The organism is Variovorax sp. 05L425 (genome assembly GCF_056397705.1).
Genome location: NZ_JBFTNY010000002.1, coordinates 340,440 through 363,425, shown reverse-complemented (window position 1 = coordinate 363,425; position 22,986 = coordinate 340,440). Strand labels below are relative to the sequence as shown.

Genomic DNA, 22,986 nt, shown 5'->3' with positions numbered 1-22,986 from the left:
CAAGCGGGCCACTGGCGCGTCATGTCGCCACGTTACAGTGCATGACCCATAGCCACAGTCGAAGGGCACCGGCATGCGTCGTGTTCGTGTCGCGTCATTGATCGTCCTTGTCCTCGTCTTGATTGCCGCTTGTGCAACGGTTGCCACGCAGCGCTTCGACGATCTCTTCGGTCCGGCGGACCCGACGCGCTTCGACAAGCCCATCGCGCCGCCCGCAGGTCAGTCGTACGCGCAGACCATCCAGCCCATCCTCGATCGCCGGTGCGTGGTTTGCCACGCGTGCTATGACGCACCTTGCCAGCTGAAGGCCACGAGTTGGGAAGGACTCGCGCGGGGTGCGAACAAGACGCCGGTGTATGACGCGACCCGATTGCTCGCGGCCCCGCCGTCGCGTCTTTTTGTCGACGCCGACAAGCCCTCGGAATGGCGGACACGTGACTTCTTCCCCGTCCTGAACGAGCATGCGCCGACACCGGAAGCGAACCGCACCGCCGGGCTGATGCATCGCCTGCTGTCTCTCAAGCAGCAGCATCCGCTGCCGACCGAAGGTGTCGTCAGCGGCGGATTGGACTTCTCGATCAATCGCAAGGCGACGTGTCCTGCGGGCGAGGAGATCACGCGCTACGAGCGCGAGTCGCCATTGGGCGGGATGCCGTTCGGATTGCCGGGTCTCAGCCCTGCGGAGCACGGTACCCTCACCCAGTGGATCGAGAAGGGAGCGCCGTACGAGGGCCCGCCCGCGCCGTCGGGCCTGGCGATGCAGCGTGTCGCGCAGTGGGAGCTTTTTTTCAACGGCGAGTCGCTGAAGGAAAGGCTCTTCAGCCGCTACGCCTACGAGCACCTGTTTCTCGCGGATCTCTATTTCGACGACGATCCGCAACGCCAATATTTCAAGATGGTGCGTTCGGCCACGCCACCCGGCCAGCCGGTGCAACTTGTCGCCAGCCGTCGACCCGTCGACGATCCCGGCGTGGACCGCGTCTACTACCGGCTCGTGCCCGAGCGCGAGACCATCGTCGCCAAGACGCACATGCCCTATGCCCTGAGCGCACAACGCATGACTCGCTGGCGCTCGCTGTTTCTTGATGCGCCCTATTCGGTGGACCGCCTGCCGGGCTACAGCGCCGAGACGGCGGCGAATCCGTTCTCCACCTTTGCGGCCTTGCCGGTCGGCGCGCGCTATCGCTTCATGCTCGACGAGGCGGAATTCACGATCATGGGCTTCATCAAGGGGCCGGTGTGCCGCGGGCAGATGGCGCTGGATGTGATCGAAGACCACTTCTGGGTCGTGTTCCTCGCGCCCTCCGAGGGCTACGACAGCGCGCTTTCCGGCCAGTTGGCCCGCGATGCCAATCTGCTGCGGCTCCCCACCGGCAGCAGCAACACCGATGTCGTGGTTCCCTGGCTCTACTACGCGAGGCTGGAGAACGACTACCTGAAGGCCCGCACTCAATTTCTGGCCCGGAGCCTCGGCGGACCGCAGAAGCTCGATCTGCGGCTGATCTGGGACGGTGATGGCCGCAACGACAACGCCGCCCTGACGGTGTTCCGCCATTACGACAGCGCGAGCGTGGTCAAGGGCATGGTGGGTGAATCGCCGAAGACGGCGTGGGTCATCGGCTATCCGCTGCTCGAACGCATCCACTATCTGCTGGTCGCCAACTACGACGTCTACGGCAACATCGGACACCAGCTCAACTCGCGGCTCTACATGGACTTCCTGCGCATGGAGGGCGAGTTCAATTTCATCATGCTGCTGCCCAAGGCGCAGCGCACGGTCACGCGGGACGCGTGGTACCGCGACGACAGCCTGAGCACGCGCGAGCAGGTGTATGGCGGCCCCGCGACGACCCTGGCGATCGAGAGCGGCATCCGCTTTCGGACGGCCGACCCCAAGCGCGAGTTGCTCGAAATGATGAAGACGAAGCTGGCTCCCGTGCTCGACACGCGCTTCGATCTCGACCACCATGCGGCGCCGACGCTGAAAGCGCCGCAGCGCGAGCTGGAGGCCGTGCACGGCACCTCACTGCAATGGATGCCTGAAAGCGCGCTCCTGGTCGTCGAGGCGGCCGACGGCACCAGGACCACTTTCAGCCTGCTGCGCAACACGGCGCATTCGAGCGTGTCCCATCTGGTCGGCGAGCGCCGCGAGCTGCGGCCCGATGAGGACACGCTGACGATGGTCCCCGGCGTGATCGGCAGCTACCCGAATGCCTTCTATCGCGCCACCGTGGCCGAATTGCCGGCCATGACTGCGGCAATGCGCGAGCTTCGGTCCGAGGCCGACTACGCGGCCTTCTCGAAACGCTGGGCCGTGCGCCGCACCAATCCCGACTTCTGGGCCTTCAGCGATGCCGTCATCGATCGCTATCAGAAGGATCAGCCATTGGAAGCCGGCATCCTCGACTACAACCGGTTCGAAAATCGATAGGTGCGGGCGCGCCTACTCCGCCAGTTCGTCGAGGATCGGGCAATCGGGGCGGTGATCGCCATGACAGCACTCGGCGAGCCGCTCCAGCGTGCGCTTCATCGCCGCCATCTCCTCGATTCGACGATGCAGGTCTTCAGCGTGCGCGAGGGCGATGCGCTTGACGTCGGCGCTTGCACGGCGCTTGTTCTGCCAGAGCTTCAGCAGTTCGGCGATCTCGGCCATGCTGAAACCCAGATCGCGCGCACGGCGGATGAAGCGCAGCGTGTGCACGTTGCTCTCTGTGTACTGCCGATAGCCCGCGTCAGTGCGGGCCACGTCGGGCAACAGGCCGAGCGACTCGTAGTGCCGCACCATCTTGGCGGAAACGCCGGAGCGGGCCGCGGCCTCGCCGATGTTGAAAGGTTCCATGTCTGCTCTTGCTGCGCTCATCGCGCCTTTCCTTTCCAGCGGCGCAGCAGCAACGCATTGCTCACCACGCTCACGCTGCTGAAGGCCATCGCGGCGCCGGCGATCACAGGGCTCAGCAGGCCGAAGGCCGCCAGGGGAATGCCGACCACGTTGTACGCAAAGGCCCAGAACAGGTTCTGCCGGATCTTGGCGTAAGTGCGGCGCGAGATGTCGATGGCGTCGCTCACCAGCGCCGGATCGCCCCGCATGAGCGTGATGCCGGCTGCGTGCATCGCCACGTCGGTGCCGGTGGACATCGCGATCCCGACATCGGCGGCGGCCAGCGCAGGCGCGTCGTTGATGCCGTCGCCGACCATCGCGACGCGCTCGCCGTCGGCCTTCAGTTGCGCGACGATGGTCGCCTTGTCCTCGGGGAGTACTTCGGCGCGCACGGTGTCGATCTTCAGCACACGCGCCACCGCCTCGGCGCTGCCGCGGTTGTCACCGGAGACCAGCGCGGTGCGAATGCCTTGTGCGTGCAATTGCCGGATGGCTTCGGCCGCCGTGGCTTTCGGTGTGTCGCCGAACGCCAGCATGCCGATCAGCGTCCGGCCTTCGGTCACGTCCGCCAGCCATGAGACGGTGCGCCCTTCCGACTGCAATTGCGAGGCGCGGGCGTCGAGTTTGCCGAGTGGCACCGAGAGTTCGCGCATGAAACGGCTGCTGCCCAGGCGCATCTCGCGACCATCGACGACAGCCGACATGCCGCGTCCCGCAACAGCGCGCACGGCGCTGGCACGCGGGATGTCGATGCCGGCGTTTTTCGCGGCGGCGAGCACCGCACGAGCCAGAGGATGTTCGCTGCCGGCCTGGATGGCGGCGCTGGCGCGGAGCAGGGCTTCCGCGTGGCCGTCGACAGCCTCGCAGGCGACGAGTTCCGGGCGACCTTCGGTCAGCGTGCCGGTCTTGTCGAAGGCGACGACCTTGACGCTGTGCGCCACTTCGAGCGCCTCGGCATCCTTGATCAGCACGCCATGGCGGGCGGCGACGCCGGTCCCGGCCATGATGGCCGTCGGCGTGGCGAGGCCCAGGGCGCAAGGACACGCGATGACGAGCACGGCGACGGCATTCAATATCGCCGTCTCCCAGTTCCCCGTGGCGAGGCCCCAGCCAAGGAAAGTAAGCAGGGCGATACCGACGACCACCGGCACGAACACGCTGCTGACCTGGTCGACCAGCCGCTGAATAGGCGCCTTCTTCGCCTGGGCGGACTCGACCAGCCGAACGATGCGTGCGAGCGTGGATTCCGCGCCCACCGCGGTGGTCCGTATCAGCAGAAGGCCCTGGCCGTTGACGGAGCCGCCGGTCACGGCATCGCCCTTTTGCTTGGCGACCGGCAGACTTTCGCCGGTGATCAGCGACTCGTCGACTTCGCTGTTGCCTTCGATGACCAGCGCATCGACCGGCACCCGCTCGCCAGGGCGGACGACCACCAGGTCGTCGATCCGGACCTGCTCCACGGGCACGTCGTGCTCCGCGCCGTCTCGCCGTACGCGCGCGCGTTCGGGACGCAGCGCGTTCAGCGCCCGGATGGCCTCGGTGGTCTGGCGCTTGGCTCGCGTTTCCAGCCACTTGCCGAGCAGCACCAGCGTGATGACCACCGCCGAAGCCTCGAAATACAGGTGCGGCATGCCATGGTCGGCGTGCGCGAACAGGAGAAGGTAGACGCTGAGTCCGTACGCGGCCGACGTGCCAAGGGCGACCAGCAGGTCCATGTTGCCGGCGCGAGCCTTCAGTGCCTTCCAGCCCGAGCGATAGAAGCGCGCGCCGAGCCAGAACTGAACGGGCGTTGCCAGCGCGAGCTGCAGCCAGCCGTCGAGCATCCATTCCTCGCCGAAGAGCATGCCGAACATCGGCAACACGAGTGGCGCCGACAGAATGGCGGCGGCGATGACCGGCCATGCATCGTTGCGTCCGCGCCGCTGCACGGATGCCAAACCAGGGGTGCGCGCCACGCCGGCCAGTGCCGCCGGAGCCTCTTCCTCGCCGACGGCGTAGCCCGCCTTTTCGACGGCGGCGCGCAGGGCGGCGAGCTCCACCGACCCATCGGTCCGCACGCTGGCCGCTTCGGTCGCCAGGTTGACGCTGGCTTCGGTCACGCCCGGAACGCCGGCAAGCGACCGTTCGACCCGCGCCACGCAGGACGCGCAGGTCATGCCCTCGATCGGGAGCGACCATTCCAGGAGGCCGGTCGTCGTGCCGGGCGAGAGCGCCAAGCTGTGGTTCATGGAGATTTCCTGTCCTTCAAGCCGCCATGTGGGCGGGATGGAAGGAGTTTCAACCTTTCCATGATGGGAGGGTCAAGCGGACTTGATGGGCTTGGTGTTGGGGTCGTTCTTTCGTACTACATCGAACGCCATTTAGTATTTTTTTGTTACATCGCCTATTCTTGCGCAATCACATCGAGGAGGTTTCGATGGGCGCGAGCGAAATCGATCGGATGGCGGCCGTCACGAAGGACTGCCGCATGTGGGTGGACGACCCCCAAGGCTTCACTACGTACAAGGTGGGCAGGCTCCATCACACCTACCACTTGCATCCACTCTTTCAACTGCCTGAACTGGAAGCGCTTGCGCAGGAACTGGTGCCGCTCAAGCAGTGCCGTTTCGTCAGGCCGGGCATCACGCAGGCGTCAGGCTTTGCGCACGACAGCAAGCCTTCGGACGGACGCAGCATCGAGGAAGTGTTCAGACGCATCGAGGAGCCGGGTTCCTGGATTGCGCTCTACGACGTCGAAGCCATTCCGCGCTACAAGGCGCTTCTCGAGAACGTTCTGGACAACGTGCGCGACACCATCATGCGCGAGCAGCGCGGGATCTTCATGGTCACCGGCTTCATCTTCATCTCGGCGCCGCCGTCCGTGACGCCGTTCCACATCGACCGCGAGAACAACTTCTGGCTGATGTTGCAGGGACAGAAGGTGATGAACGTCTGGGACCATACCGACCGCGTGGTCGTGCCGATCGACGGGGTGGAGGACTACATCGTCGCCCACTCGGCGCGCAAGGTCCGGCTGAAGGACGAATTCGTCGCGCGCAGCCATGAATTCGTGACAGGACCGGGAGACGGAATCTACTTCCCGAGCACCTCGCCCCACATGACGCGCTCGGACCCGGAATGGACAACGCCCGGCGACCGCGTGGCGATCTCGGTCGGCGTGAACTTCTACACCGCCCATACACGCAAGACGGCGCGCGTGCACCAGTTCAATCGGATGCTGCGCAAGTGCGGGCTGTCGCCTGCGCAGCCGGGCGAATCGCCGATGGTGGACGCCATCAAGGCGCCCATCGGAAAAGTCATCGGCTTTGCCCATTCGTCGCTGGCCCGCGCGGCCTACGCGATGAAGACGAAGAACGAACTCACCTTCAAGCCGCCGCCCGGCTCCTACTAGGGCGCTGCTCGTCACCGGCGCATCATGTCGCGCGGTGTCACGGGGGGTGCGTCGTTGCCCCACGATCCGCGAACGTAGGTCAGCACGGCGGCGACATCGATGTCGTCGAGCACCGGGCTGAAAGGCGGCATGCCGTAAGGGCGCGGATTGCCTCCGGTCGAAGGCAGGAAACCGCCGTGGCGCACGATCTGGATCAGGTTGACCGCCGAGTCCATCAGCACGGCGCGATTGCCCGCGAGCGGCGGATAGGCGCCCACTGCTCCCTGGCCTGAGTCGCCGTGGCAGTAGGCGCAGCGCTGGTCGAAGATCCTGGCGCCGCGTTCCATGACGCGGGGGTCGCGTCGGGTGGTCGAAGTCGGCGCCGCGGCGGTCGCGGTGCTCGGCAGTTCCTTGAGGTACACACCCATCGCGTGCAGGTCCGCCTCGTCCAGATGCTGGGTGCTGCCGAATACCACGTCGGCCATCGGGCCCATGACCGAGCCGCGCGCCGACCGGCCGTTCTTGAGCAGTTCGACCACGTCCTGCGGGTCCCAGTCGGCGACGCCGGCTTCACGCTTGGAGGTGAGCGAAGGCGCATACCAGTTCTCGACCGCGATGAGGCCGCCCGAGAGGCCCAGCTTCTCCTGCGTGGCGCCGAGCACGTTGCGGGTGCCGTGGCAGGCGATGCAGTGGCCGAGGCCTTCGACGAAGTAGGCGCCGCGGTTCCACTCGGCAGATTTCGCGGGATTCGGTTCGAAGGTGCCGGGCGTGAAGGAGAGCGCACGCCACACCGCGAGCGCAGCCTGCGTGTCATAGGGAAAGCGCAACTGGTGCCGAACGTTCGGCGTCGGCGAAGGCGGGATGCTCCGCAGATACGCAAAGATCGCATCCGAATCGTCGCGCGTCACGCGCGTGAAGTTCGGGTAGGGGAAGGCGGGGTAGAGCAGGCGCCCGTTCTTCGAGCGGCCGTTGTGCAGGGCCCGCCAGAAATGGTCGGCGCTCCAGTCGCCGATGCCGGCTTTCGGGTCGGGTGTCAGGTTGCTCGCGAAGACAGTGCCGAAGGGCGTCTCGATGCCGACGCCGCCCGCGTACGGCGCGCCGCCGAGGGCCGTGTGGCATCCCGCGCAATTGCCGGCCAGCGCGAGATAGCGGCCACGTTCGACCTGGGCCGGCGTGCCATTGAAGGCGGCCGGTGTTTCCGGCAGCTTGTCCTCCCCGCGCAGGTTGAGCCCGACGATGGCCAGGCCGGCCAGCACCGCGAGCGTGACCAGGAAGACCAGCAGATAGAAAAGGCGTCGCATGGCGGGCTCAGTTGGCGTTCAGCGCGCTGCATGCCATCGGCACGGGGCTCGGCGCCGTGGCCTGGGGCTTGGGGTTGGAGGGCACCGGTTGCATCGCGAGCCAGCTCGCCGCGGCGTTGATGTCGGCTGACGTGAGCTTGCGACCCACCTCCGCCATGCAGTCGGGCGCGAGCGCGTGGCGCTCGTTGGTGATCCATGCGCCGAGCTGTGATGAAAGATACAGGCGCGGCAGGCCGACCAGCGCCGGAATTCCGGGCAACACACCGGTCAGTGCCTCGCCGTGGCAGCGCACGCAGGCCGGAATGTCGCGCGCCGCGTCGCCCTGGAACACCAGCGCCTTGCCGCGCGCCAGCATCTCGGGCGTGGCATCGGTGGTGCTGGGAACGGGCGGGTAGGGCAGGTCGATGGAGGAGAAGTACTCGGCGATTTCGCGCAAATAGGCGTCCGACAGGTGCCGGACCATATGCACCATGTCCGTGTTGAAGCGACGGCCGTCCCGGAAGCTTTGCAGCTGGTTGAAAAGATAGCCTGCAGGCTTGCCGGACAAACGCGGGTAATAGCCTGCCTCGGTGCTCGATCCCTCGCGGCCGTGACAGGCAATGCAGGCTGCGACGCGTTGTTCGATGGTGTCGGGAACGTGCCCGGGCGCAGGCGGTGCGGCAAACACCGGCGCCGCCAGGACACAGGCTGTGAGCAGGGGCGCCAGGAGGCGTGGAATGTTCATTCGTGGTTCGTTGGTTGGACGACGGGCACGCCGGAGCGTAGCGCGATCGGATCGGTTCTGCGCGTCGGACGGTTCGCCGTGCTTTTCAGATCGTTCCGCTGTCGCGGAAAGGCCGCACCTCCAGAGAATGGACGCCATGAATCAATACATGAAAGCATTCGAAAGCATCAACTGGCAACAATGGAGCGCACCCGTGCTCTCAGGCCTGCGCATCATGCTGATCATCGCGGTTGCGTGGGCCGCGATCATCGTGCTTCAAAGGGTCGTGGGGGCGGTTCGTCTTCGTGTCGAGGCCCGGCTCGGCGGAGCCGACGGCCCCCAGCGGGCCGAGACGCTCGGACGCGTGGTCCGCTACCTGATCGCCTTGGCTGTCAGCGCCATCGCGGTCATGCTGGTGCTTGCCGAAATCGGCATATCGCTGGCGCCGATTCTCGGCGCCGCCGGCGTCGTGGGATTGGCCGTCGGCTTCGGGGCGCAAAGCCTGGTGAAAGACTACTTCACCGGCTTCTTCATCCTGTTCGAGGACCAGATCCGTACCGGCGACGTCGTGAAGATCGCCGATCTCAGCGGCGTGGTGGAGGACATCACGCTTCGCCACGTCCGGCTGCGGGACTATGAAGGCAACGTTCATTTCGTGCCGAACAATCTCGTGACCACCGTCACCAACATGTCGCGGTCTTTCGCGCAGGCCGTGGTCGAGGTCGGCGTTTCCTGTCAGGAGAACATCGATGAAGTCCTGTCCGTCATGGTGCAAGTCGGCGCAACGCTGCAAGCCGACCCTTCCCATGCAGGAAAGATCCTCGCGGACCTGGAGATGGCGGGCGTCGAGCGCTTCGAGAACGGTGCCGTCGTGCTGCGCTGTCGCTTCAAGGTGTTGCCCCTGCAACAGTGGACGATTCGCCGGGAATACCTTCGGCGCCTCAAGGTCGCGTTCGATCGGGCAGACATCCAGCTGCAGCTTCCCCGCATGGCGCTGTACGGCCCGGCGCCGGCGCATTGGGCGGCTGGCGCTAAAGTCGCCGCATGCGCAAGCAATTCGCGTTGATGACGGGCTGGCAGCGTCTGCTGTGCGGCGCTGTCCTGGGTTTGGTGGTGAGCTTCGGCCTGCCGCTGTTTCATTGGCCGCTCGACGACGCCTCGCGCGGTCTGCTGGGCTGGTGCGTCGCGGCCGCCGCGTACCTGCTGCCCGCCTGGTGGCTGGCAGAGACGTCGGATGCGGAGGGCACACGGTTGCGCGCGCAGCAACTCGACCAGCCCAAGGCATGGATCCTGATCATCATGGTGATCGCGGTCGGCGTCGGTGTCGGAGTGATCGCGATGCTGCTGCAGCAGGTGCCGCGACTGTCTGGTGCGCAGCGTGTCGGCCACATCGCGCTGGGGCTGGCGGGCCTCGCGAGTTCGTGGCTGATGATTCACACCATCTACGCCTTCCACTACGCGCACCGCTACTACCAGCGCGAGAAAAAGGAGAGCGGGAAAGGCCCGAAGGCCGAGCCCCCGGGGCTGAAGTTCCCCGGCAAGTCGGAGCCGGACTACTTCGACTTTCTCTATTACTCCTTCGTGGTCGGCATGACCTCGCAGGTGTCCGATGTGCAGGTCACGTCGCGCGAGATGCGGCGCATCACGCTGATCCACGGCGTGCTCGCGTTCACCTTCAACATGCTGGTGCTGGCGCTGTCCATCAACGTGGTGGCCGCGTCGATGCAGGGCCCGTCGCCGGCGTCTTCAGGCAGCCCGGCGGCTGGTGCGGCCCAGCCTGACCAGACCCGTCGATAGCGCCACGCCGCACACGATCACCACTGCGCAGATCAGCATCCACTGCGTGATCTCTTCGCCGAGAAACACGGCGCCATAGAACAACGCGAACACCGGCACCAGGAAGGTCACCGTGAGCGCGCGCGCCGGGCCCGCGTTCTCGATCAGCCTGAAGAACAGGATGTAGGCCAGTCCGGTGCACGCCGTGCCCACGGCGACCAGCGCAAGCCACGCCTGCACGCTCGGCATCTGGGCGGGCCAGAGCCACAACGCCGGTACGGCGAGCGCGAGCGTCGCACCGATCTGGCTGCCTGTCGCCGTCGCCAATGCAGGGACGCCGACCAGGTACTTGCGCGTCAGGCTGGCGGAAAACGCGTAGCAGATGCATGCGGCAAGGCATGCAGCGATGGCCCATCGCGCGGCACCCTCGTCCGCGCCGGAATGAAAGCCCGCGCCGCGGCCCGCGAGCATCGCGACGCCGACGAAGCCGATCACCAGGCCCAGGATGCGCGAACGGCCAGGTCGATCTCCGAACCACGCCCATGCGACCAGCGCGCCGAACATCGGCACGGTCGCGTTGATCACCGCCGCGAGGCCGCTGTTGATGGTCAGCAGCGCGAACGAGAAGAACGCGAATGGCATGCCGGAGTTGAGCACGCCGATGCCGAGCGCCGGCTTCCAGTACTGCTTCAACGATGACCACTGTCCCCGCATCCCCAACAGGGGCAGCAGGAAGATCATCCCGATCGCGACGCGAACCGCCGCCGTCGGCAGCGCGCCGAATTCGGCGGCCCCGATACGCATGAAAAGAAAGGACGCGCCCCAAAGCATGCCCAGCAGCAACAAGTCCACGACCCATCGGCGGCTCGCCGCCTTCGGCTTCGAAAGAGGTGGCGCGGGATTCGCCGTCGCCGGGCCGCCCGCGGTGCATTCGGCTTCGCTCATGAACCCGTCTCCGCGAGCGGTGCGCCTAGCGCACCTTCCAGTTCGAGCAGCGCAGTCTTGCGATCGAGCCCGCCCGCATAGCCGGTGAGCGATCCGTCGGAGCCGAGAACCCGATGGCAGGGCACGATCACGCTGATCGGATTGCGGCCGACCGCAGCGCCCACGGCGCGCACGGCGGCGGGCTTGCCGACACCCGCACTGATCGAGCCATAACTGGTGGTCTCGCCCGCGGGAATCGCGAGCAGCGCCTGCCATACCGATTGCTGGAAGGGAGTGCCGTGCGAGAGATCCAGCGGCAGGTCGAAATGCTGGCGGCGTCCGGAGAAATACTCGTCGAGCTGTTCGGTCGCCTTGCGCAGCACCGGATGGTCGGTCGCGACTTCCCAGCCGGTCATGTCCGGCGAGTGGCGCTGGCGGTCGAACCAGACACCTGCCAGGCCCTTGTCGGTTGCGGCGAGCGTGATGCCGCCGAGCTTGCTGTCGAAGTGGGTGGTGTAGATCGTTGAAGTCTTGAATTTCATGGCTATCAGACGGTGACGCCGGAATCGATGGTGGGGACGATCGATGCAGCATCGACCGTGGGAGATGAGGCGGGGGCGTACCAGGCGCGCAGCACGGCATAGCCACGCCAGGGACGCCAGGCGAGTGAAGCTTCCGCAGCCGCACGTGCCGTGGTGACGCCGAGCGCCTTCTGCAGCGCGACGTCGCCTGCGGGGAATGCGTCGGGCCAGCGCAGGGCGCGCATCGCGATGTACTGCGCCGTCCAGTCGCCGATGCCTGGCAATGCCTGCAACGCAGCGAGGGTGGCGGGGACGTCGGCGCCGGCATGCAGGGCAAGCCGGCCTTCCATCACTTCGCGCGCCACCGCGAGCAATGCTGCCTGGCGCTGTCGCACGATGCCGAGCTGGCCCAGCGCGTCGCCGCTTGCACCGGCAATGGCCGCAGGTGTGGGGAAGAGCCGGTCGAGCCCGTCGATGGGCGTCGCGATCGGCTCGCCGAAGGCTTGCACCAGCCGCGAGCCCATGGTGCGCGCGGCCGCGACCGTGATCTGCTGGCCGAGGACTGCGCGCACGGCCAGTTCAAAGCCGTCGACCGTACCGGGCACGCGCAGGCCGTCGCCGTGCGGAAAGCTGGCGTGCAGCGCACCGTTGATTGCCATCGGCTCGGCATCGAGATCGAGCATGGCACGCACGCGGCTGATCACGATGGGCAAGACTGAAGCCAGCGAATCGCCCACGCGCAGCAGGACCTGCTCGCGCTGCGGATCGAAGCGAAGCTGCAGCCATCCCTGCAGCGTCCGGCCGCCTTGCGACACGCGCAGCGTGCGTGCGAACTGCTTCGTGCCGTTGCTTTCCGAGAGGAGCTCGACGCCGCGCAGCGCACGGCGCGCGAAGAAATCGAGCATCGCGGCGCTGTCATAGGGCGGACGAAAACCGAGCTTCACTTCGACGCCATCGCCTTCACGGCGATCGGCCGAGCCGCCGGCGCGGCGCAGGGCGCTCGGGTTCAGACCGTAGTGGGCCAAGAAGGCCGCGTTGAAGCGGCGCACGCTCGCAAATCCGCTGGCGAGCGCGACCTGCGTCATCGGCAGTCGCGTGTCGGCGATCAGCTGCTTGGCGGCGAGCAGGCGACGCGTCTGCAGATACTGCAACGGGGACACGCCGAACTGCGCCTCGAAGATGCGGCGCAAGTGGCGGTCGCTGACGCCGAGCCGCGCGGCAATTTGCGCCGCGCCTGGGCCGTCGTCGGACCAGGCGTCGGGCTCGTCGATCAGCCGTGCCGCCTGCAGCGCAAGGATGCGCGACGCGTCCTCGGTCGACCAACTCGCGGCGCGGGGCGCCAGTTCGGGTCGGCAACGCAGGCACGGGCGGAATCCTGCGGCCTCTGCCTGCGCCGCGTGGCGGAAGAAGCAGCAGTTCTCGCGCCGGGGCAGCTTCACGCGGCACACCGGCCGGCAATAGATGCCCGTGGATGTCACGCCGGTGAAGAAGGACCCGTCGAAGCGTGCATCATGGGCCTTCATGGCCAAATAGCATGCATCGCTCTCAAGTCCGGCAGTGGAGGCGGGGGTGGCTGGCATGAAAGGATCATACGTTCGCGCCAGGCCAAGAGTAGCCATTTCCGGACATCTGGCTTCGAAAGGCCATGCCTACAATCGTGTTCAATTTTCGAACTTCCAGGGGTTGCTTTCATGCAGATCAGCGCATCGATCTTCAAGGCCTACGACATCCGCGGCGTGGTTCCCTCCACGCTCGACCCGGAAGTCGCCGAGGCGCTCGGCAAGGCCTTCGGCAGCGCAGCGCGCGCAGCCGGGGAGAAGGCGGTGGCGGTCGGACGTGACGGGCGCCTCTCCGGCCCTTCGCTGTCGGAGGCCCTGATCAAGGGATTGGTCGCCACCGGTGTCGAGGTGATCGATGTCGGCGCCGTCACGACGCCGATGCTCTACTTCGCGGCCCATACGTTGTGCACCAGCGGCATCCAGGTGACCGGCAGCCACAACCCGAAGGACTACAACGGCTTCAAGATGGTGCTCGCCGGACGCGCGATCTACGGCGACGAGATCCAGGGCCTGCGCAAGGTGATGGAAGCCGACAGCGCGAAGCTCGCGCACGGCGGCAGCGTGCGCAAGGTCGACGTGACCGAGGCCTACACGAAGCGCATCACCGGCGACATCAAGCTCGAGCGTCCGCTCAAGATCGTGGTCGATTCGGGCAACGGCATCGCGGGCGCGTCGGCCCCGGCGATCCTGCGCGCGATCGGCTGCGAAGTGACCGAACTCTTCAGCGAGGTCGACGGCAACTTCCCCAATCACCATCCCGATCCCAGCAAGCCCGAGAACCTCCGGGATCTCATCGCCGCGCTGAAGGCCGGTGACGCCGAACTGGGACTGGCCTTCGACGGCGATGGCGATCGCCTGGGCATTGTCACCAAGGACGGCAACAACATCTTTCCCGATCGGCAGATGGCACTTTTCGCGCAGGACGTGCTGTCGCGCGTGCCGGGCGGGACCATCGTGTTCGACGTCAAGTGCTCGCAGCGTCTTGCGCCGGCCATCGAGGCAGCGGGCGGCAAGCCGATGATCTTCAAGACGGGCCATTCGCTCATCAAGGCCAAGATGAAGGAGATCGATTCGCCCCTCGGCGGCGAGATGAGCGGCCACATCTTCTTCAAGGAGCGCTGGTTCGGCTTCGACGACGGCACGTATGCCGGCTGCCGCCTGCTCGAGATCCTGAGCAAGAGCCCGAACGCGAGCGATGTGCTCAACGCATTGCCGACCAGCTTCTCGACGCCCGAACTCAATGTGAAATGCGCCGAAGGCGAGCCGCATGTGGTGGTCGATCAACTCGTCAAGACGGCGACCTTCGACGCGCCGGCCAAGGTGTCGACCATCGACGGCTTGCGCGTCGACTGGCCTGATGGTTTCGGACTCATCCGTGCCTCCAACACCACGCCCGTGCTCGTGTTGCGCTTCGAAGGCCAGACCGATGCGGCGCTCAAGCGCATTGAAAGCGAAATGCTCACGCTGCTCAAGAGCGTGAAGCCGGACGCGACGCTGGCCGAAGCCGCGCACTGAATCCGCGAAGCGTGCGTTCCTTGCTGTTGCGCCTCTACGGCGCCGTCACTACGCTGGCCAAGCCGTTGGTGCGCCGCAAGCTCCGCCGGCGTGCCGCGGCCGAGCCTGGCTACGCGCTGGCCGTCGAAGAGCGCTTCGGTCACTACGACGATGCCGCCAACGGAATGGGCTGGTGCTGGATCCATGCCGTGTCGCTGGGCGAGGCGCGCGCGGCCGGCATCCTCATCGAAGAACTTCGCCGGCAATTGCCCGGCATTCCGATCCTGCTGACCAACGGCACCGCCACCGGCCGCGAGGAGGGCGCCAAGCTGCTGGAGCCTGGGGACCTCCAGGTGTGGCAGCCCTGGGACGCGCCGGAGCCGGTCGCACGCTTTCTCGATCGCTTCCGTCCCCGCATCGGCGTGCTGATGGAAACCGAAGTCTGGCCCGAGATGACCGCCGCCTGCGCCGAGCGCGGGATTCCGCTGGTGCTGGCCAACGCACGGCTCAACGAGAAGTCGCTGGCCGGGGCCGAACGCTTCGGCTGGCTTGCGCGGCCTGCGTACTCCTCGCTGGCGGCCGTGTGGGCGCAAACGGAAGCCGATTCGCACCGGCTGGTGTCGCTGGGCGCCAAGGTCGCGGGCGTTTTCGGAAACTTGAAGTTCGACGCCACGCCGGACGCGCGGCAACTCGCCGCAGCGGCCAAGCTGCGTACGCAACTCCCTCGGCCCGTGGTCATCTTCGCGAGTTCGCGCGATGGCGAGGAGCAGCAACTGCTCGACGTGCTCAAGCGTTTCGGCGCACTGGCACCGGTGCCTCCTGCGCAGGACGCCGTCAAGTCGATCGCCAAGCGCGTGCACGACGTGCAATGGATGATCGTGCCGCGCCATCCGCAGCGTTTCGACGAAGTGGCCGCGCTGATCGAGTCGAACGGATTCGCTGTCGCGCGGCGCAGCGCTGCCGGCGCGCCGACCGAGGCCGAGATCTGGCTCGGCGATTCGCTCGGGGAAATGGCGCTCTACTACGGCCTGGCCGACGTGGCGTTGCTGGGCGGCAGCTTCGAGCCGTTGGGGGGGCAGAACCTGATCGAGGCGGCGGCCTGCGGTTGCCCGGTCATCATGGGGCCGTCGACCTTCAACTTCGCAGAAGCGGCGGAACTCTCGCTGGCCGCCGGCGCTTCCGCGCGAGTGGCCGACATGGAACACGCCGTGACGGCTGCGCTCAAGCTGGTCGAGAAACCCGAGCGTCGTGAGGCGATGGCACAGGCTGCGCTCGCATTCGCTTCATCGAATCGCGGCGCGGCTGAGCGCACGGCAGCGGCATTGCTCGACATCGCCGAACGGGCGTCGCCGACAGTTCCGGAAGAGCGCGCCGAGCCTCACCTCGAATGATTGCGGCCTTGACGACCTACCAGGCGTACTTCATGCCGGCGCGCACGGTCCAGGCTTGATACGGCTGGGACGACGACTGAGTGTTCCACTGCCACCCCAGGTCGCCCCACGCACCGAGTCCCTGCTTGAAGTCGACGTTGACGCCGGCCTTGAGTTCATAGCGATTGTTTGGATAGGTCGTCATCTGGTTGACCAACACCTCGTCGCCCAAGTCATCGTGCCACCAGTTCATGGCGGCATAGGGGCGGAAGCGCCAGCCAGAGGTCTGGACCCAGTTCGGTTGCACCCGAATCCCTATCCTCGACATCCAACCGGCGCGCTTGCTCGTCTCTATGTTGGAAAAGTCAGTGTCCAGGAGGTTGTAGTTGTTGTTGCGCAGGTAGATCAACTGGCCTTGCGGCCGGAGTGTCCAGCCGCTTGTGTCGCCCAGCGGTATCGCGTAGCCGAGCTCGGCGGACGCGATGCCGACGCGGGACTGGCCGTCCGTGCCGGCCAGAGACAGAGGGGCCGCCCGGTTGTCCGACCATGCGTACTGTCCCCGTACGTCGGCGTACCAGCCTTGCCGGGTTCGATCGTCCTGGTACCAGGTGCTGTGGATGCCCATGCTGCCGCTCGGCGTGTCACCGCGCGGCTGGAACAGGTTGCCGATCCCGCTCGAATCGGGGCGCGAGCTGTCGCTGCTGGCCGTGGCGCCGAGGTGGAGGCGGTCGGTGCCACTGAAGAGCGACCATTGCGCGGCGTCGGCCGCGGCTGGGGCGGTGCCAGCTCTGGGATCGGTGTCGAAATTGCTGGGGTTCCGCGAGGCGCACTGGGCGGCCGCGCCGAATCCCGACGAGGAGCATTGCGCATAGGCGCCGATGCTGCCGGCGCACACTGCCGCCGCGACGGCCAGCCGAGGGATGCGCCGCGCGGTCGATGCGCCCGCCAACACAGGAGATGCACTACGCACGGCCGAACCTCCTTCTGGACCGATCCGATGACTCAGGAAAGCCGTGGAGAACGGAAGGCCCGTAACCTATTGTGCGTCGATTGTGAGGGTTTGAGGCGTTGCCTGCAAACGACGATTAGCGATTTTCGTCACGGTGTCACGACGTCGAACATCGGCTCGAATTCGTCGAGCATCGACAGCAACGCCTGGACCTTTGAAGAGTCGCCCGACACCTTGACATGTCCCGTGGCAATCCCGCCGCCGATGGCGGCTGCGACGCCGTCCTGGTGTGCCAGGAGCCCGGCAAGCCCGTCACGGCTCACGGCGAGTGAGGCATCGGCCTTGGCGCCCCGCGCGGATCGCCGGTAGGTCAGGGCCGCATTGCCAAGGGTCAAGGTCCAGTGCTCGTCGGCGTCGACGATGTGCCAGACGATGGCAAGACAGTGGCCGCTGGCGCGCTCAGCAACCAGACGGATGGCAAGGCAGTCGAGGAACATCTCCATCGGGACGGCCTTGAGCAGGTCATTGCCCATGCTGCGCCGCTTCGCGGCCGGCACGCCGGTCCGCAGTTCGCGTGCCGCCAGCAGATAGGCGTTGCGCCAGGTCGCCGACTCGCTGGCGAATCCGAGCGCCTCCAATGATGCGGCGCACAAGGTGCGTGCCGCCTCGTTGGTGGGGTCGGCGAACACCAGATGGTTCGTGACTTCGGCGACCCAGCGGTGGTCGCCGCGCTCGAAATCGCGCCGCGCTTTGCCGAGCGCTGCTGCGGCGCCGCCCATGTATTCCACATAGCGCGAGCCCGCCTCGACAGGCGGAAGCGCATGCAGCCGCGCTGGATTGCCGTCGTACCAGCCGAGGTAGTGCTGCACCACGGCCTTGACGTTGTGGACCAGCGCGCCGTAGTAGCCCTGGGCATGGTCGATGTCGAGCAGCTCGGGCGGCAGGCGCAGTTCCTCGGCGATCTCCACCGCCGTCTGACCCTTGTTCATGAGCCGGACGGTCTGGTCGTGCACGTACTTGTACAGATCGCGTTGCTGGGCGATGAAGCGCGTAAGGGTGCCGTTGCCCCAGGTGGGCCAGTTGTGCTGGGCGAACACGACGTCCGAATGCGGCGCGAACTCGTGCAGCGCTTCGTCGAGGTAGCGCGACCAGAGTCGGGCGTCGCGTACCTGGGCGCCGCGCAACGGACAGAGGTTGTGCATCGTGTGCTGGCCGAGCTCCGCCAGATTGAGCGCGCGCAGCCCCGGGAAGAAGAAAAACATCTCCGACGGCGCCTCGCTCTCGGGCGCGAGTGCGAAGACGATTTCGATGCCGTCGATCACCTGGCGCTCGCGTTCCCGCTCGATCGTTCGCGTGGGCGGAATCAGCGAGACAGTGCCGTGAGGCAGGTTCTTGCCCAGGCCGCAATCTACCTGCCCGCAAACGCCGCGCTTGAGCGTCTGACCGAACTGGAACTGCGATCGCCGCGACATCGCATTGCCCGCGATCATGTTCTCGGCCACCGTGTGCCAAAGGAAACCCGCCGGCGCGATGATCGGCACGCCCTGGCGGATCACCTCCTGCTCGTCGACCACGCCGCGCACGCCGCCGAAGTGATCGACGTGGCTGTGGCTGTAGATGACGGCGGTGACCGGCCGGTCGCCGCGGTGCTCGCGGTAGAGCTTCAGGGCCGCGGCGGCCGTTTCCACGCAGGTCAGCGGGTCGATGATGATCACGCCGCGATCGCCTTCGATCAGCGTCATGTTGGCGAGGTCGAAGCCGCGCACCTGGAAGATGCGATCGGTCACCTCGAAAAGGCCATGTGCCATGTTGCGGCGGGCCTGTTCCCACAGACCGGGATGAACCGTCGGTGCGGGTTGCGGCTCGTCGAGGAATTCGTAGCCGGCCAGGGTCCAGACCACGCGGCCCGTCTCGTCGCGGACCTCGGCGTTCGGCCAGGTGCCGATGAAGCCGCGCGTGACGGGATTCTCGTTCTCGGGGCCGTCGGCGAGGGCGGCGGGCGTCAGTACGTTGGGCATCTTCATCATCAGTCCAGCTTGGCTCCCGAGACCTTCACCAGCTTTTCCCACACCGGCCAATCGGTGCCGTAGTTCTTGCGGAACTGATCGGCGGTGGTGCCCATTGGCACCATGCCCAGCACCTCGAAGCGCTTGACGAGTTCGGGCGACGTGATCGCCTGCAGCGCCGCTTGCTGCAGGCGAGCGACCACGGGCTTCGGCGTTGCCTGCGGCACGGCGATCGCCAGCCAGCCGGACATGCGGTACTCGGGGTCGGCAAAACCCGCTTCGGCGAAGGTCGGCACGTTGGAAAGCTGCGGCATCCGCTGGTCGCCGGTGATGGCGATGGCGCGCAGCTTGCCGCTGTCGAGATAGGGCTTGGCGGAGACGATGCTGCCGAAGGTAAAGCTCAGCTGACCTCCCACCAGGTCTTGCAGCATCGGCGCTTCGCCCTTGTAGGGCACGTGCGTGATGTCGGCCTTCCAGGACTGCGCCATGTGCGCGCAAGCCAGATGCGGATACGAGCCCGCACCCCAAGACCCGCAATTGGTTCCGGCCTTTGAGGCGCGGGTCTCGCGCTGCAGGTCGGCCACGGTCTTGATGGGCGAAGCTCCAGGGACCAGCAGCATCAACGGCGCGGTCGCGATCTGCGTGACCAGGCCCAGTTCCTTGCGCGGGTCGTAGGGCAGCTTGTCGTAGAGGAACTGATTGGTCAGCAGGGACTGCGTCAGCGCCACGAGTACCGTGTAACCGTCGGGCGTGGCCTTCGCCACGGCGTTGGTGCCGAGGATGCCGCTCGCTCCGGGCTTGTTGTCGATGATCACGGGCTGGCCGAACTGCCGGCTCATCTGCTCGGCGAGCGAGCGGGCCACCACGTCGGTGCCGCCGCCGGCCGCATAGGGCACCACCACGGTCACCGCCTTGTGCGGAAAGTCATCGGCGTGCGCGAGATGCATCGCCAAACCAGCCAGCACGATGCCGGCGAACTGTCTCTTGAACGCCGTCTTCATCGGCCTGTCTCCTGCGTCATTGGGATGCAGTCATTCTGGGGACGACTAAAACTAATAGCCAATGCAAAATAGGGCGAACATTTTTAAATGGAGTGCAAAATTCAACTCCGTCAGCTTCGCCACCTGATCGCCTTGGCCGAGCAAGGCAGCTTCGGGCGAGCTGCCGAAGCGGTGCATCTGTCGCAGCCCGCGTTGTCGCGCAGCATCGAAACCCTCGAGGACGTCTTGCAGGCGCGCCTGGTCGATCGGGCCTACGGGCAGGTTCGTTTCACTGCCGCCGGTGAACTTGTGTTGGCCCGCGCACGCGAGCTGGTGGCCGACGCCGCTCAGGTTCAGCGCGATGTGCTGTTGCTGCAGGGGCTTTCCACCGGCAGCCTGCAAGTGGGGCTCGGGCCTTTCGCCGCGGGCATGCTGGGGCGGCCCGCTTTGTCGTTGGTGGCCCAGCGCTATCCGCAGCTGTCGGTTCGCATCGAGGTGGCGGATCCCAATTCGCTGTGCGAGCGGCTGCACCGGCGTCAGCTCGATCTTTTCGTGGCCGACACGCGGGACCTGAAGAAGCAACCGGGGCTGCAGTTCAAGCCGCTGCCCAATGTGGCCGTGTCATTCTTCGTTCGGCCGGAGCATCCGCTGCTGCAATCGGGGGAGGTGACGCTGGACCAGGCCATGGACTATCCGGTCGCCAGCCCCAATCTGCCGAGCGCGGTGCTCGCGCATTTCGACAAACAGGTCAAACGGTCGGATCGGCCTGTGTTCAACATCGTCTGCGACGACCTGGGCACTTTGCGCCATCTGGCGCTGACCGCAAATGCGGTGATCCTCGCGCCCGATGCGGTCGGCCTGAACCACGGCACCGAGTCGCTGCTGCGCCTGCCGGTCAAGCGCATGACCCGCATGCAGACGCACTACAGCATCGTGATGCTCGCCAACCGCACCATGTCGCCCGCGGCGATGGCCTTCTCGAGCCTCGTGCACGACATGATGGATCCGAAGGCTAGCGCGTCGGCGGTGCGATCACCGGCGGCGGTGGCGGCACGGGCATCGTCGGCGGCTGCGAATTGACCGGCGGCGACAAGGTGGGCGGTGCGGTCAAGCTCGGCGTGGGTTCGACGGGCACCGGGCTCACTGTTGCCGCGGAAGGCTGGTCGGGCGAGGCGGCGCTGTCGACCGTCGCGCGGCCGTTGGTCGCGAGCGTGTTGTTGACGGCCACCAGGTCGTCCGACGTCAGTGTGCCGTTGGCCTGCCGCAGCCTGAGGTTACCCACCAGCACGTTGTAGCGCGCGACGGCGAGGTCGCGCTTGGTCTGGAAGAGCTGGCTCTGCGAGTTCAGCACATCGATGTTGATGCGAACGCCCACCTGGTAGCCCAGGCGGTTGGCGTCGAGCGCGCTCTGGCTGGACGACTCGGCCGCTTCGAGCGCCTTGACCTGCCCGGCGCCCGAGACGAGCCCCAGGAAGGCCGAACGCGTGGCCTGCGAGACGCTGCGGCGCGTCGATTCGAGGAACTGGCGCTGCTGCTCCTCGAGCGCCAGCGTTTCCTTGATGCGGTTCTCGGTCGCGAAGCCCGCGAAGAGCGGCAGGTTGAACACCACGCCGATGCTCGCGGCCCGCACGTTCACACGGCCGGTGCTGGTGCTGGTGCTGGTGCCTTGCGGGTTGTTCGTGGCGTTGTAGCCGAGCTGCGCATCGAGCGTCGGCTTGTGGCCGGCCTGGGCCTTGTCCACTTCGAGCTTGGCCACGTCGAGGCCGAGCTGCGCCTGCTGGATGGCGGGATGTACGGCCTCGGCCTGCGTCACCCAGACGTTCATGTCGGCGGGAAGCAGCGGTGGCAGCACCACCGGCGCGGCCAGTGGCGTCGGGTTGGTGCCCGGGCGGCCGACTAATTGGTCGAGCGCGATCCTCCTGACCTGCAGGTCGTTCTCGGCCGTGATCTCCTGTGCGACCACAAGGTCGTAGCGGGCCTGTGCCTCGCGCGAGTCAGTGATGGTGGACGTGCCGACCTCGAAGTTGCGCTTGGCCGAAGCGAACTGTTCGGCCACCGCGATCTTCTGCGCGCGGACCAGCGCCAGGCTGTCCTGCGCCGAGAGTACGTCGAAGTAGGCCTGGCTCACGCGCACGACCAGATCCTGCTCCGCGATGGTGAGCGTCGCCTGCGCGATGTCGACCTGCCGCTTGCTCTGCTCGTAAGCGGCCCAGTTGGCGGGACGGTACAGCGGCTGCGTCGCGTTGATGCCGGCGGACTGGTTCGGAAAGCCGCGGGTGGTGGACAGGTTGTCGGTCGACAGTTCCTGGTGGGTGGCCGAGGCACTGGCTGAAAGCCCGACTGCCGGCAGGATGCCTGCCTTGGCCTGCGCGGCCCGTGCCAGGCTCGCGTCATACTGCGCCCGCGCGCCCTGGTAGGTCGCGTCGTAGCCGCGTGCGGAATCATAAAGTTCGATCAGGCTCTGGCCATGAGCCGGCAGTGCAATCGCCGCTGCGAACAACATCGCGAGCGCTGCCGAAAGAGGAAGAAGCCTGGGAACGGGCATGAAACGTCCTTGAAAAATCAAAAGCTAAGTTGCTAGGCATCGACCGCACCACAGCCCAGCAGCCAAAGCCCAGGAACACCGCGGAACCGGCTTTGCCGGGCCGCTAGTGTTGCCCCCGGCAGGGGGTGGGCGGCTACACGAAGTGAGCCAACCTGGGGGCGAGCAACATGAACACCGCGGAACCGGCTTAGCCGGGCCGCCGGTGTTGCCCCCGGTAGGGGGTGGGCGGCTACACGAAGTGAGCCAACCTGGGGGGGAGCCATCAGTACTTTGGAACGGAGGGATCGTGCTGCGACCAGGCGTCGATGCCGCCGGCGATGTTCGCCACTTCGGCAAAACCGTTCTGAACCAGAAAGGCCGCCACCCGCTGGCTGCGCGCGCCGTGGTGGCACAGGCAGGCGATGCGCTGGCCGGCGTTCAACTCGCCGACGCGCGCGGGGATCTCGTTCATCGGAATCGTCGCCAGCGTGAAGCCCTTGGGCACGACGCTGGCGGTCTGGAGTTCCCACGGCTCGCGCACGTCGAGAACCACCGGCATCGCATTCGGGTTCTGGGCGAACCAGTCGGCAAGGTCGGCCGCTCGGATTTGATCGATCATGAAAAGGCCGGG

19 protein-coding genes are annotated in these 22,986 nt (G+C 66.4%); 7 read left to right on the top strand and 12 right to left on the bottom strand.

What is annotated here, in order from left to right:
* Positions 1-73: 73 nt before the first annotated feature.
* Positions 74-2,431 carry a fatty acid cis/trans isomerase gene (locus AC1DN9_RS03930; protein WP_478097456.1) on the top strand — a complete coding sequence of 786 codons (2,358 nt, stop codon included), beginning with the start codon at positions 74-76 and terminating at the stop codon, positions 2,429-2,431.
* Positions 2,432-2,443: 12 nt separating this feature from the next.
* Here the strand turns inward: AC1DN9_RS03930 and cueR are convergent, their stop codons facing one another.
* Both cueR and AC1DN9_RS03920 read right to left on the bottom strand, forming a co-directional pair.
* Complete coding sequence (gene cueR / locus AC1DN9_RS03925; protein ID WP_478097454.1) at positions 2,444-2,860, bottom strand: Cu(I)-responsive transcriptional regulator; 417 nt, start codon at positions 2,858-2,860, stop codon at positions 2,444-2,446.
* Entirely contained in the window at positions 2,857-5,106 is a 2,250-nt protein-coding gene (locus AC1DN9_RS03920) for a heavy metal translocating P-type ATPase (protein ID WP_478097452.1), read from the bottom strand. Before AC1DN9_RS03920 ends, cueR begins: the two co-directional genes overlap by 4 nt.
* A 188-nt stretch (positions 5,107-5,294) precedes the next feature.
* Between AC1DN9_RS03920 and AC1DN9_RS03915 the strand changes: the two genes are divergently transcribed.
* Entirely contained in the window at positions 5,295-6,269 is a 975-nt protein-coding gene (locus AC1DN9_RS03915; protein WP_478097450.1) for a JmjC domain-containing protein, read from the top strand.
* 11 nt (positions 6,270-6,280) lie between these two features.
* Here the strand turns inward: AC1DN9_RS03915 and AC1DN9_RS03910 are convergent, their stop codons facing one another.
* Positions 6,281-7,549, bottom strand: coding sequence for a cytochrome c (locus AC1DN9_RS03910; protein ID WP_478097448.1), 1,269 nt, complete (start codon positions 7,547-7,549; stop codon positions 6,281-6,283).
* 7 nt (positions 7,550-7,556) lie between these two features.
* Positions 7,557-8,273: a c-type cytochrome gene (locus AC1DN9_RS03905; protein ID WP_478097446.1), complete on the bottom strand. Its 717-nt coding sequence runs from the start codon at positions 8,271-8,273 to the stop codon at positions 7,557-7,559.
* Positions 8,274-8,421: 148 nt separating this feature from the next.
* Here AC1DN9_RS03905 and AC1DN9_RS03900 point away from each other — a divergent pair, with 148 nt between their 5' ends.
* Together AC1DN9_RS03900 and AC1DN9_RS03895 are read left to right on the top strand one after the other, a co-directional pair.
* Complete coding sequence (locus tag AC1DN9_RS03900) at positions 8,422-9,318, top strand: mechanosensitive ion channel family protein (RefSeq protein ID WP_478097444.1); 897 nt, start codon at positions 8,422-8,424, stop codon at positions 9,316-9,318.
* The gene (locus AC1DN9_RS03895) at positions 9,297-10,049 is read left to right on the top strand and encodes a DUF1345 domain-containing protein (protein WP_478097442.1); all 753 of its coding nucleotides are present in this window, start codon (positions 9,297-9,299) and stop codon (positions 10,047-10,049) included. The genes AC1DN9_RS03900 and AC1DN9_RS03895 overlap by 22 nt, the downstream gene beginning before the upstream one ends.
* Here the strand turns inward: AC1DN9_RS03895 and AC1DN9_RS03890 are convergent.
* From AC1DN9_RS03890 to AC1DN9_RS03880, 3 genes are read right to left on the bottom strand one after another with little or no spacing between them, the layout of a single operon-like run.
* The gene (locus AC1DN9_RS03890) at positions 9,999-10,973 is read right to left on the bottom strand and encodes a DMT family transporter (protein WP_478097441.1); all 975 of its coding nucleotides are present in this window, start codon (positions 10,971-10,973) and stop codon (positions 9,999-10,001) included. The genes AC1DN9_RS03895 and AC1DN9_RS03890 overlap by 51 nt on opposite strands.
* A complete protein-coding gene (locus AC1DN9_RS03885; RefSeq protein ID WP_478097439.1) occupies positions 10,970-11,494 on the bottom strand; it encodes a methylated-DNA--[protein]-cysteine S-methyltransferase in 525 nt (174 codons plus the stop codon). The genes AC1DN9_RS03890 and AC1DN9_RS03885 overlap by 4 nt, the downstream gene beginning before the upstream one ends.
* A gap of 5 nt (positions 11,495-11,499) precedes the next feature.
* A complete protein-coding gene (locus AC1DN9_RS03880) occupies positions 11,500-13,053 on the bottom strand; it encodes a DNA-3-methyladenine glycosylase 2 family protein (RefSeq protein WP_478097437.1) in 1,554 nt (517 codons plus the stop codon).
* Between the two features lie 111 nt (positions 13,054-13,164).
* Between AC1DN9_RS03880 and AC1DN9_RS03875 the strand changes: the two genes are divergently transcribed.
* Together AC1DN9_RS03875 and AC1DN9_RS03870 are read left to right on the top strand one after the other, a co-directional pair.
* Positions 13,165-14,547 (top strand): phosphomannomutase/phosphoglucomutase, encoded by a 1,383-nt coding sequence (locus tag AC1DN9_RS03875; protein ID WP_478097435.1) that lies wholly within the window; start codon positions 13,165-13,167, stop codon positions 14,545-14,547.
* Positions 14,548-14,558: 11 nt separating this feature from the next.
* Positions 14,559-15,917, top strand: a complete 1,359-nt coding sequence (locus AC1DN9_RS03870; RefSeq protein ID WP_478097433.1) for a 3-deoxy-D-manno-octulosonic acid transferase — start codon at positions 14,559-14,561, stop codon at positions 15,915-15,917.
* 16 nt (positions 15,918-15,933) lie between these two features.
* Here AC1DN9_RS03870 and AC1DN9_RS03865 read toward each other — a convergent pair whose 3' ends face one another.
* The 3 genes from AC1DN9_RS03865 to AC1DN9_RS03855 all read right to left on the bottom strand — a co-directional run bounded on the left by AC1DN9_RS03865 (position 15,934) and on the right by AC1DN9_RS03855 (position 19,852).
* Positions 15,934-16,866, bottom strand: coding sequence for an autotransporter outer membrane beta-barrel domain-containing protein (locus AC1DN9_RS03865; RefSeq protein ID WP_478097432.1), 933 nt, complete (start codon positions 16,864-16,866; stop codon positions 15,934-15,936).
* Between the two features lie 128 nt (positions 16,867-16,994).
* Positions 16,995-18,869, bottom strand: coding sequence for an alkyl/aryl-sulfatase (locus tag AC1DN9_RS03860; protein ID WP_478097430.1), 1,875 nt, complete (start codon positions 18,867-18,869; stop codon positions 16,995-16,997).
* Positions 18,870-18,871: 2 nt separating this feature from the next.
* A complete protein-coding gene (locus AC1DN9_RS03855; protein ID WP_478097428.1) occupies positions 18,872-19,852 on the bottom strand; it encodes a Bug family tripartite tricarboxylate transporter substrate binding protein in 981 nt (326 codons plus the stop codon).
* An 87-nt stretch (positions 19,853-19,939) separates the two neighbouring features.
* Between AC1DN9_RS03855 and AC1DN9_RS03850 the strand changes: the two genes are divergently transcribed.
* Positions 19,940-20,911 (top strand): LysR family transcriptional regulator, encoded by a 972-nt coding sequence (locus tag AC1DN9_RS03850; protein WP_478097426.1) that lies wholly within the window; start codon positions 19,940-19,942, stop codon positions 20,909-20,911.
* Here AC1DN9_RS03850 and AC1DN9_RS03845 read toward each other — a convergent pair.
* Entirely contained in the window at positions 20,844-22,376 is a 1,533-nt protein-coding gene (locus tag AC1DN9_RS03845) for a TolC family outer membrane protein (protein WP_478097424.1), read from the bottom strand. The two genes, AC1DN9_RS03850 and AC1DN9_RS03845, sit on opposite strands and share 68 nt — an antisense overlap.
* Positions 22,377-22,638: 262 nt before the next feature.
* On the bottom strand, positions 22,639-22,974 hold the full coding sequence (locus AC1DN9_RS03840; RefSeq protein WP_478097422.1) for a rhodanese-like domain-containing protein: 336 nt from the start codon (positions 22,972-22,974) through the stop codon (positions 22,639-22,641).
* Between the last annotated feature and the right edge of the window lie 12 nt (positions 22,975-22,986).